The 11,274-nt window shown below is 43.4% G+C and carries 8 protein-coding genes; 7 read left to right on the top strand and 1 reads right to left on the bottom strand.

The genetic code is table 11. From position 1 onward, the window contains the following. Positions 1-525: 525 nt before the first annotated feature. Positions 526-1,119, top strand: a complete 594-nt coding sequence (locus tag A142_RS04060) for a hypothetical protein (RefSeq protein WP_019820088.1) — start codon at positions 526-528, stop codon at positions 1,117-1,119. A gap of 231 nt (positions 1,120-1,350) precedes the next feature. On the opposite strand, the gene A142_RS04065 is transcribed toward A142_RS04060, so the two are convergent. Further along, complete coding sequence (locus A142_RS04065; protein ID WP_004731601.1) at positions 1,351-1,560, bottom strand: hypothetical protein; 210 nt, start codon at positions 1,558-1,560, stop codon at positions 1,351-1,353. 928 nt (positions 1,561-2,488) lie between these two features. Between A142_RS04065 and A142_RS04070 the strand changes: the two genes are divergently transcribed. The 6 genes from A142_RS04070 to A142_RS04095 form a co-directional block, all read left to right on the top strand. Next, the gene (locus tag A142_RS04070; RefSeq protein ID WP_029405274.1) at positions 2,489-3,421 is read left to right on the top strand and encodes a siderophore ABC transporter substrate-binding protein; all 933 of its coding nucleotides are present in this window, start codon (positions 2,489-2,491) and stop codon (positions 3,419-3,421) included. A 100-nt stretch (positions 3,422-3,521) separates the two neighbouring features. Beyond that, positions 3,522-4,475, top strand: coding sequence for an ABC transporter permease (locus tag A142_RS04075; protein ID WP_019820093.1), 954 nt, complete (start codon positions 3,522-3,524; stop codon positions 4,473-4,475). Next, positions 4,468-5,418 (top strand): iron chelate uptake ABC transporter family permease subunit, encoded by a 951-nt coding sequence (locus A142_RS04080; RefSeq protein WP_019820095.1) that lies wholly within the window; start codon positions 4,468-4,470, stop codon positions 5,416-5,418. Before A142_RS04075 ends, A142_RS04080 begins: the two co-directional genes overlap by 8 nt. Before the next feature lie 12 nt (positions 5,419-5,430). Continuing rightward, a complete protein-coding gene (locus A142_RS04085; RefSeq protein ID WP_019820096.1) occupies positions 5,431-6,195 on the top strand; it encodes an iron ABC transporter ATP-binding protein in 765 nt (254 codons plus the stop codon). Between the two features lie 336 nt (positions 6,196-6,531). Then, positions 6,532-7,557, top strand: coding sequence for an HD-GYP domain-containing protein (locus A142_RS04090; RefSeq protein WP_019820097.1), 1,026 nt, complete (start codon positions 6,532-6,534; stop codon positions 7,555-7,557). Beyond that, positions 7,550-11,274, top strand: a 3,725-nt coding sequence (locus A142_RS04095; protein ID WP_069591560.1) for a transporter substrate-binding domain-containing protein, incomplete at its 3' end; no start/stop codon positions are given. The genes A142_RS04090 and A142_RS04095, both read left to right, overlap by 8 nt.

Here is an 11,274-nt window from a genome sequence, read left to right on the forward strand (position 1 = left end):
CGTTCAAGTCTTCTTAAACGATCGGCATTAGACCTAATAGGGCGCGCTTTTGGGTATTTAGATAAGTCGTAACGAAAACAACGACTCCAATATAGAATTACTTCATCACGTAGGTATAAGCCGATACGACAAGCCAGCGGAAAAATCGAAATAAAAGGGTAGTGGCTTTAAAGGCAAATTTGGCAATTGATACCATTGCTTCTGCACCAATGCTTACACACTTATGCAAATCGGATTCTTTGTATTCTGAATAGGTCATCTGTTTTCTCATTTCTCGCGGTTGTCTTTCATATGTAAGTAACGACTCCTGTCTGGCGATATACCCTGTGCGACTAATGTACGAATATCCATCGACAGAAACTTACCATTTAATGCCAAGTAGTGTGAAAACTAGCCAAAAGATAACGGGTTGAGAGGAATTAAGTATGTACCTAGATGTAACCTATCAAGTTACCGAAAAAACGAGGTTATATAGTGGTATGATCGCGGGCTCTGCACCATAAGTGATAAAGAATAGGAAACAGAATGACTCACCTTACCGAACAGCAAGAAGCTGCAATGGCGACGTTTAAGGAAAACTTACACCTTCCAAATGGTGGTTTTCATAAACTGATTATCGAGCTAAGTAAGGAATATCAGCTGCCTTTCCAAAAGGTGCGTGCGGTTTTAAAGAAAGCTCAAAAAGATGTGGAACGACAAATACGAGAAGACTTTACCAGCGTTGATGACGCAGTACTGAGCCAAGCGAATTGGGTAAACATCATTAAGTCGAAGCTTGTTGAGTTAGCGGAAGAAAACCAAACGGTCATGGATAAGCTGCAACAAAACCTGAAGTATCAAAAAGTGTTATCGGCAACCGAAGGTTCAATTGCAAGCGAAGACGAACGTGACGAGTTGATTGAAGAGTTGATTCAAGCTTATGAGAAAGAGGTGTTCAAACCGTTACTGGCGATGCTGCATACAACAAAGCTGTATTGGAAGTTAATGCTGGTGGATGAGACATGTAAGATGAATGAGGAGAATCGTGAGAAATTCAGTGATTACCCTCAACACATGCAAGCTGCAGAACACTTATATACGCTTGATCAGAAGTTAAGGTCGATGCCGTTAACTTATTAGTCCATGAATGCACTGATAATGACTCAATGGTGATTCAGAGTTCGATATAAGTTGGTTTCGATAGAAGTACGATAACCTAGCTAGCGTTAGCCGCGTGTGAAATGCAAAAAGGGCTAGGTTTCTGATCTGTTTTACTTCTACTCTATTTAGTTCTGCTAGAGCGAATTGAGGGTGACATCTTTTATATCTTTGGAGCTAGGCGATGTTTCTTTTTGTCGCCTTTGGGAAATGCTATAGGAGTGTGAAATGTCCTAGGGTGTTTCCGTTGCCTGAAACGATAGTTCCGATGCTTTCTCGTTCATTAAATTCAAAGTCGATGAGATAACTGTGATGTTGTAGCTTAGGCAATATGTGGCGGTGGAGTATATCGCTATTGAGCTGTCGAATCTCGGTGACCCATGAAATCTCTTCTTTGTGTAAGTCTATTTTAATCTTGAGCATTTATTACCTTTTAGTTTATTGACTGTTTTTTCGCGTGATAGTTGGTACCAATGGGTTTGTCGTGTTGTTCTGCGTGACATAACTGTGCCTTGTGTTTATTACATTTGTATTTAAGTGCTCGATCTATTCTGACTTCGCTGACAAAAGAGCAAATGACGATAGATCGGTAGTGAGGATCGAATTTAAAAGCTATTGAATGACTATCTGGGTGAAAGCTGACGCAGAGATGGTGTAACGAGGGAATCGAGAACTGTCTATGTGGAACTTGGACTTACTTTAGCATTAACAGCTCTATAGATTAGAGCCAGGTGGCGAACTATACGCCTAGTTTTTAAAATTACAACCCTAATTTCAATTAAATTAAAAAATATTTTTGGGTGATTTGTCATCGCTTACTGAAGGTTAAATGAGCGAAGGTCAGGGATTTGACTATGATATCTGACTGAGGCTTGGCTTTTCAGCTGTTCGTATTCGTTGTCATTAGTGGGTTTAATTGATCAGCTAATTTGGTGATGATTAAGTCTCTGTTATATATGAACTTTACATTGTACATTACAATCCATAATTTTGGGATTCAGCGTTGTAATTGCAGGGTTTTTGGGTGCTTTCCCCATCTGTTTTTTCTTCAGGTTGATCAGTATTTTCCTCTTCGCGTCTTTTTGCTATTTCTGATTCCTAATACCTCTCCTGACTACGCAAAATATGAATACTCACTTTTACGTTTCTGAATAATAAAGTTGTTGTGTCGCCAATTTAGTGCAAATATAATTGATAATAGTTCTCACTTGCGTTACAAGTTTGTTGTCAATTCAATGACAGACTTTAAATTATCGTTATTTAGCAGTTGTGTACGCCCCATGCTCGTCTATGAGTAGTGTGACTTTCATTGTCATTAGTGGTGGTTTGTCTCAATGGCAAAGGAAGAAACATGAAGAAAACAATCAATTCAGTTCGCCAGTTGTTGAGCGGGCTTGCCATCGTTCTAGCATCATCATTCATGATGACCGCGCATGCGGAAACCGTCACCATTGAGCATGTAAAAGGTACTGCGCAGTTTACTGAAGTACCACAGCGAGTAGTGGTTCTAGGCCACGGTAGCTTAGACGTGCTTGATAAAATTGGTGTGCAGCCAGTTGGCGCGCCTCATAGCTTGCTGCCTGATTACCTAGCTTCGTACAAAGATACGACGGCAAATACAGGCTCATTAAGCGAACCTGATTTTGAAGCTATCTACATGTTGAAGCCTGATGTGATCATCGCGGAAAACCGTATGCTTAAGGTTTACGACAAATTGGCACAAATCGCACCTACTATCATGTTCTCTATTGAAGGCGACAAGTACTGGGCTGATGCTCAGCAAAACTGGCGTGCGCTAGGCGACATCTTTGGTAAGCAAGCTGAAGTTGAAGCGATCATTAAAGAGACTCAAGCTTCTATCACAGCAGTAAACGACAAAGTAGCGTCTGACGAAACTTCAGCAATGATGCTAATGAACAACGGCAACAACATTGCGATGTTCAACAAAGGCAGCCGTTTCTCAATCATCTTTGATGACTTTGGTTTTGTGGAATCAAAGAGCGCAACTGTGGCTCCGATCAAAGGAACACACGGCAACCTAATCTCTTTTGAATACATTGCAGATGCAAAACCTGAAGTGCTTTACGTGCTTGACCGTGAAAAAGCGATTGGCAAATCAGAAGGTCGCGCTCAACAACTGTTTGATAACCCACTGGTTGCGGCAACACCTGCAGCGCAGCATGGAAACATCGTTTACCTTGATTCAAGTGCTTGGTATCTGGCTGGTGGCGGTGTGACAGCGATTCACAGAATGCTTGGTGACATTGAACGTACGATTCAATAGTTACTAACCATCAGATTTTCGGGCTTATAAGAGTGTTCTTATAAGCCCTTTTTCACTTTTTTATACGGGCTACCCGAGATCTATCTTTAGTATTATTCTTATGTTGAAACCCATTGCAGCTGCTGTATTTCTTGTTGTGTTATGCGTTGCGTCATTGATGATTGGAGTCGCTGAAATCAGTTTTAGTGACTTCTTCAATGGCAACCAACACGCCAACTCTATTTATATTGTTAGTCGGATTCCTCGACTACTTGCGATCGTGCTTGCCGGAGCGGGATTGAGTGTTTCTGGCTTGATCATGCAGCAAATCGTACAGAACAAGTTTGCCGCGCCTTCGACGATGGGCACCATTGACTGTGCGATGTTGGGTTACATAGTCGGCATTCTAGTGCTAGGCAATGCTGCGCAATGGAGCTACTTAGGCTTTATCTTCGCGTTTGCAGTGTTTGGCACCATGCTATTGGTTCGCTTCCTACAACACCTCAAGTTTAAGAACGCGGTATTGGTGCCTTTGATTGGCATTATGTATGGCAACGTTGTTTCGTCTCTAACAACCTTTATTGCTTATAAGTACGACTTAGTACAAACCATGTCGGCATGGACAATGGCGAACTTTGCGAGCGTGTTGCAGGGTAGCTATGAAATCCTTTATCTCGCGGTGCCTGCTTGTGTATTGGCTTACTATTTCGCGAGCCAGTTCAGTGCGGCGAGCATCGGTGAGAGCTTCGCGAAAAACATCGGTTTGAATTATCAGAAGATCGTCTTCATTGGTGTTGCGTTAGTGGCTATCAGTGCCTCTTCTGTGGTGATGATCGTTGGTGTTATCCCATTCCTTGGCCTTATCGTGCCGAATATCGTGTCGCTGATGATGGGCGATAACATGAAGAAGATTCTGCCTTGGACTGCCTACTGGGGGGTGATCTTGGTGTTGGCTTGTGACCTGCTAGCTCGAATCGTCATTTTCCCTTATGAGATTCCAATCTCGATGGTAATCAGCATCTTTGGTGGCTTGATTTTTATCTACCTAATCATGAGAGACAAGTCGAATGCGTGATTCAGTAAAAATTGCGATTCTGGCTATCGCGTCTTTGGGTATGGCAGCGTTATTCATCGGGCAGGGGCTGACGTGGGATAACTACGAGTTCTTCTTGTCTCTGCGACTACCCAAACTGTTGTCGATTGTGTTAGCGGCGGTGGCGATCTCGGCGTCGTCATTGGTTTTCCAAACCATCACTAATAATCGAATTCTAACCCCATCCATCTTGGGCTTTGACAGCTTGTATATGCTGGTTCAAACGGTGCTTCTGTTTGTGTTTGGCAGTGCTAGCTTCTGGGTGATTGACTCAATCGCAAACTTTTCGATGTCTGTGACTGTCATGATCTTGTTCTCGTTTGCTCTGTTCCATTTCTACTTTAAGAGAAAGCGAAATAACGTATTCACACTGCTTTTGATTGGCATCGTATGTGGCAGCGTATTCTCGAGCTTAGCGAATTTCCTTGCGATGTTGATTGATCCGAACGAGTTCGCGGTGCTGCAGAATGTGATGTTCGCAAGCTTCAATAACGTGAAAGGCGAACTGGTTTACCTCAGCCTTATTCCATTGAGTTTGAGCTTACTTGGCCTGTGGCTGTTGGCGCCTAAGCTTGACGTACTTTGGCTTGGTGTTGATAACGCGACAAGCTTGGGCGTGAATACCAAGCGACTGACTCAGATTACCTTGGTGATTGTGTCGGTAATGGTGGCAGTATCTACGGCTTTGGTTGGCCCAGTGCTTTTCTTTGGCTTGATCACCGTGAGTTTGGCTCGTCAGATATTCAGCTCTTATCAGCACCGTACTCTTATCATCGCTAGCAGTTTATTAGCAGTGGTGTTGCTCGTTTCTGGCCAATGGTTCATCGAAAAAGTGATGTCGTTTGAAACCACAGTGAGTGTGATTATTAACTTGGTCGGCGGTTTGTATTTTATGTTCTTGTTGTTACGCACCAGAATTCAGTAAAGGTAGTAAGTAGTGATTAAATTAACAGGTTTAAGTAAGAAGTATGGCAAATCACTCGTGGTGGATGATGCCAGCGCTATGTTCCCGAAAGGGGAAGTGACTTCTATTATTGGTCCAAATGGTGCGGGTAAAAGTACACTGCTTTCAATGGCGAGTCGCTTAACAGACAGTGATGCCGGTGAAGTCATTATTGGCGACAAGCTACTGGCTGAATGGGATACCAAAGAGCTGGCTAAGCACCTTGCCGTGTTAAGACAATCAAACAACATCAATATGCGATTTACGATTCGCGAATTGGTGTGTTTTGGTCGTTTTCCACATTCACAAGGTCGCTTGAAAGACGAAGATCATAAGATCGTCGACACTGCGCTCGAGCACCTTGGTATTACTGATATTCAAAGCAAATACCTTGATGAGTTGAGTGGCGGTCAGCGTCAAATGGCGTTCATCGCAATGGTTGTGGCGCAAGATACAGACTATGTGTTCTTAGATGAGCCTCTGAACAATCTAGATATTAAACACTCTGTAGAGATCATGCAGACGCTGCGTCGTTTAGCGCATGAGTTTAATAAAGCAGTAGTGATCGTTATTCACGACATCAACTTTGCTTCTTGTTACTCAGATAACATTGTCGCGATGAAAAAAGGCCAAGTGGTTAAATCGGGTAAGGTTTCGGAAGTGGTTGAAAAATCAGTGATGGAATCGATCTACGAGATCCCGTTTGAGATTCGTGAGTTCGATGGCGTTCGAATCTGTATGTACTATTCGGGTCGTTAGACTTATTAGTATTTAGCTACAGAAAAGAAAGAGCTCCCGTATGAGGAGCTCTTTTTGTTTCTCGTTATCGGATCTTTTGTTAACGCGTTTAATGGTCGAAAGCTCGATTAATCAAAATAAAGTGAGTTGTATAAAGGGTGAGCAACTGACTTTATCCGTGAATTGTTTAAACATTGTACGCCGAGTTTCTGACATGCATATGAGCTCAGCGTTAGTTTGATGTCGCTCGAAGATCTACTCTTCATTTTTAACAATCATTTGTCATTTTCATGTTGAGTGGTGCGAAAAGCCATCTACACTATGATTATAACTGTTTGATTTTTATACGAGGCATCAATGAGTCGTAAACCAATAGTGTTAGTAGTAGATGACACGCCAAGTAACTTGGATGTGTTAACTGCAATACTCAAAGATACCTACCAAGTAAAGGTAGCCATTAACGGTACCATTGGCATTAAGATAGCGAAGATGGTGCCACAGCCGGATTTAATTCTCCTCGATATCATGATGCTTGACATTGATGGTTACGAGGTATGCCGCCAACTTAAAGCTCAGCCGAATACGGCCCACATTCCTATCATTTTCGTGACCGCCAAAATTGGTCCAGAAGCTGAAGTGAAAGGCTTGTCTTTAGGCGCTGTCGACTACCTAACGAAACCTATCACGCCTGAAATCGCGCTCCAGCGTGTCAAAACCCACATCGCGTTGTATGACCAACAACGAGCACTGTTCCATCAAGTGAAAGACAAAACCGTCGAGATCAATCTAGGCAAACTTGAGACCCTCAATATCTTAGGTCGAGCAGCGGAATTTAAAGACAACGAAACGGGTATGCACGTTAAGCGCATGAGCCACTACTGTGAGGTGTTGGGCAAGGCGCTAGGTATGACTGACGAAGATGCCGAAACGCTCCGAGACGCGGCGCCAATGCACGATATTGGTAAGATTGGCATTCCTGATAGCGTGTTACTGAAGCCGGGTAAGTTGGATGCCGATGAGTGGACTACCATGCAAAAACACGTCGAGTACGGTGTTGAGATCCTTGGTAGGCAGAGCGATTCCAAACTGATGCGCATGGCGATTCAAGTGGCGCAGTATCACCATGAGAAATGGGACGGTTCCGGGTATCCGAGTCAAGTGGCAGGGGAAGACATCCCGTTGGTTGGTAGAATCGCTGCTGTGGCTGATGTGTTTGATGCTCTGACGGCAGAGCGCCCTTATAAAAAAGCTTGGAGTGTCGAAGATGCTTTGGCCTTAATCACTGAGCAGAAAGGTAAGCATTTTGACCCGACTATCGTTGATCTATTTTTCATTAAACTGCCTGAGATTCTAGAGATTAAAGAGAAGTTCAAAGATGAGTGACCTCTGGCAGATGTGGGATAAGTGGGGTAAGCGTTATTTCATCGCCATAATTTTGTTTGTTGTCTTCGCTGTTCGTGCCGCTAGCGTTAACGCTGAGGCGGCTCCAGAGCAACAACCAAACCTATGGCAAAACCCTGATCGTGAAATCACGTTTGTTGCGCTATCCAGTCACTATCCTTACTCATTTATTGGTGATGACGGAAAAGTCGACGGGATTATTCGAGATTGGGCTTACGATCTTGAAGAGCGTTTCAACGTACAAACCAACTTCATCAGCGTAGATTCTCACGCTGAAGCAAAGCAAGCTTTGTTAGACGGGAAAGGCGATGTGTTTCCGTTTCAACAGTTTGACCCCAGTGAGGGAGGTCGCTTCCTTCAAACTGATCCTTATATCTCGTACCAAATTGCAGTCATTCTTCCTACCGATGATCACCTCCACAATAAAATTGAGCAAGAGGCCAAGAGGCGAATTGCCATGGTTCGAGAAAGCATCGACCTAGAGCGATCTGGCGTGCAGCTTAGTTCGATTGAGAGAGTTGAGTTCGATACGGCCATTGATGCTATTCGCGCATTAGAAGATGGGTCGGTTGATGGCTTACTGGCTGAACCGGTGACCACCATGGATCTTGCCCATAAAAGTGGAGTTGAGAATTTAGCGGTAAACCATGTGCTTGAACGCTGGAAAAACATCAAGGCAGCCATGGTCATTCGTTCCAATGACAATGAGTTACTTAACTTATTGAATAAACAAATTGAAACGTTTGATATCAGTAAAAAGAACCGCATTTTGTCTAAATGGTTAGATGGCTCGCCTTATCGCTCTCCCATTAAAGGCGTATTTGGTTTCGGTAACCCGCCTTACATGTATCCAGACAGTACTTCTGTCGGCTTAGAGCATGACATTATGCAAAGGGCTTTGAACGATATGGGGTACCAGCTGGGTGACGTTGTCACCTTACCTCGTAGTGCAGCCCGTCAAGCTATCGATAGCAATAGCTCAATATCATTTGTTTCTGGCGTTCAACTTGATGACTCTTCATTGCACTTTGTCAGTGACAAGGTGATGGATGTTGATTTCGTACCAGTTTCATTAAAGAGACGTAAGCTGGATTTGAAATCGGCAAAAAATTTGTCATTGGGTGCTTTGCTGTTCGATGAAACATCGCCGATTAAAAACTCCGTAGAAGTGTTGGATGGCCAATTGAGCATTGATCGGATAGAAGATCTCGACAGCTTGGAGTCGGCGTTTTCCCAGCTGAGAGCTCAAAATGTTGATCTCCTCATGGTAGAAAGGCGGGTGTTAACCTGGTTTGTCACCAATACTCGTTTTATTGAAATGCGCGAGATTCAGATCCATGAAGATTATAAAGTCAGCTATCCCATCTACGTGGATTTCAGGGGGGCTGAGCTAAGAGACCGCTTCAATGCCGCATTGGCAAACCTGAAAAGGGAAGACGGAGAGTTTGAGCCAATCCTTAGAAGACAAATTAAGAACGACCTGACTCCGGTTCTGAAGAAGGCTGATATTATTGCTCAAATTTCAGCGTATTTTATCGTCAATGATCGCTTTGATGAACTGCCTAAGATTTTTGACATATTCGATGCAGATAATACCTTCATGGTTATTTCTGCACTGGCTGACAATAATAAGCGACCGCTAGAATCTTGGTTCCTAGGAGACGTATCAACGTCATCATTGGACAAGAAAAATACCTCTAAATTGTCATCCGTGACTAAAGGCGCTGGCTATAAAACACAGACGGGCAGTACCAATGCTGGGTTTATGACGTTCTATTTCAATGTGGATTCCGTGGAAGGGAGTTATGTTTATTTTCCTGCCATTGAGCAATTTGAATCATTCGGAGATGGCGCAAAACGTTATATTTCTGATATTTATCAATCAAACAGCTTAGCTGGCGAACTTCTTAATCTCAGCCAAAATGAACGTCAGTGGATAAAGTCTCATCCAGTATTAAAAATCGGTATTGACCCTAACTCTTTGCCTTATGAGGCCGTATCGAGCACAGGGGAATACATCGGTATGATCGATGATTACTTAACGCTGATCGAACAGAAAACAGGTTTACGCTTGGAACATGTTGATGTCGGCAGTTGGAAAGAGACTCGACGACTCGTTGACCATAGGAAAGTGCACCTTGTCTCGGCTGCTGTAGAAAACAGTTCACTTGGTGAAAACGTGAAGGCGGGTAAGAAGTTATTTTCTAGTCGCTTAGCCATTGCTTCAAGGCGGGATGTGAATAGCCTTGTGTTAGAAGAAGCGGCTGGGTGGAACATTGGTATTTTGGAAGGGGGAGCCAACACTGAAGCTATCGTAGAGAGTTACCCTGATATCAATTGGTCTATGGTGCCATCGACCAATGATGGCTTAGAACGTGTCGACTCGGGAGAGTTTGATGCAATGATTGATACCGTTGATGTCCTAAATTACTTAATCGACTCCTTTGGCTACCGAGGAATTGGCATTATCGGTCGATTAGATTTCTTCTTGTCTCCAACACTGCATGTCATCAAGTCTGAGCCATTACTGTTGTCTATTGTGAACAAAGCGATAGGCAGCATCTCGGCTGAAGAACATCAGAAAATCTCAGCAAAGTGGGCGGCACCCAAAGCGATAGAGAGAGTTGACTATCAATTGGTTTACACCATTTCGGTTTTTTCTCTGGTAATCCTTCTTCTTATTATTTTCTGGAATCGTAAATTGGCTAAGCAGATCAACATTGCTAATGATGCGACGACAGCACTCAAAAAAGCTCAAGAACAGCTCTATAGCATGTTAAATAGCTCTCCAATAGCAGCGGCTGTGGTATTTGAAGAGCAGGTTCGTTATGCGAACGATACTGCTAAGCGCTTATTTGGCGTTGAAGACTTGGCGTTATCGTCTATTGATGTGGCTGCTATCCATGACTCGCTCAGCGTTCGTGATGAAGTTCATAAAGAGCTCGACCTTAACGGTAAAGTTGAAAATAGGGAGTTGGTACTCAGAAAATCTGATGGAACCCGATTTGTTGCTTTGGTCAGTTACTATCTTTTTGAGATTGATGGGGAAGTCGCCACACTATTTTGGGCATTCGATATTTCAGAAATGAAGCGCCTTAACGAACAATTGGAAGAAGAAAAACAGAGAGCCGATTTGGCGAGCCAAGCTAAATCGGAATTCTTAGCCAATATGAGCCATGAGATAAGAACCCCAATGAATGCCATTATTGGCTTGTCTTATCTGGCGATTGGCGAAATATCTAATCCTGTCGCTCGAAATTATATTGAGAAAGTGCACCGTTCTGGCCATTCGTTACTCGGTATCATCAATGACATCCTTGACTTCTCAAAGATAGAAGCTGGACAACTTGTTATTGATAACGTCCCGTTTGATCCCGTAACGACCTTTAAAGATGTGATTGAACTAATGGAGTCGAAAGCAGCTGAGAAACAACTCAATTTGTCAATGGTCATAGACCCAGAATTAGACACGCCATTACAAGGCGATCCCTTGAGGTTGTTCCAAGTCATACTCAACCTTGTGGGCAACGCGATTAAGTTTACGGAAAAAGGCAGCGTAGCGTTAACGGTGGAGCATGTTGACTCGAACGATAGCAGCCTAACCATGAAAGTGAGTGTGATGGATACCGGGATAGGCATCTCGGATGAGAACCGTCACAAGCTGTTTGAAGCCTTTAGCCAAGCGGATACCACCACAAC

It is taken from the genome of Vibrio splendidus 12E03, from assembly GCF_000272105.2.
Taxonomy (GTDB): Bacteria; Pseudomonadota; Gammaproteobacteria; order Enterobacterales; family Vibrionaceae; genus Vibrio; species Vibrio splendidus_I.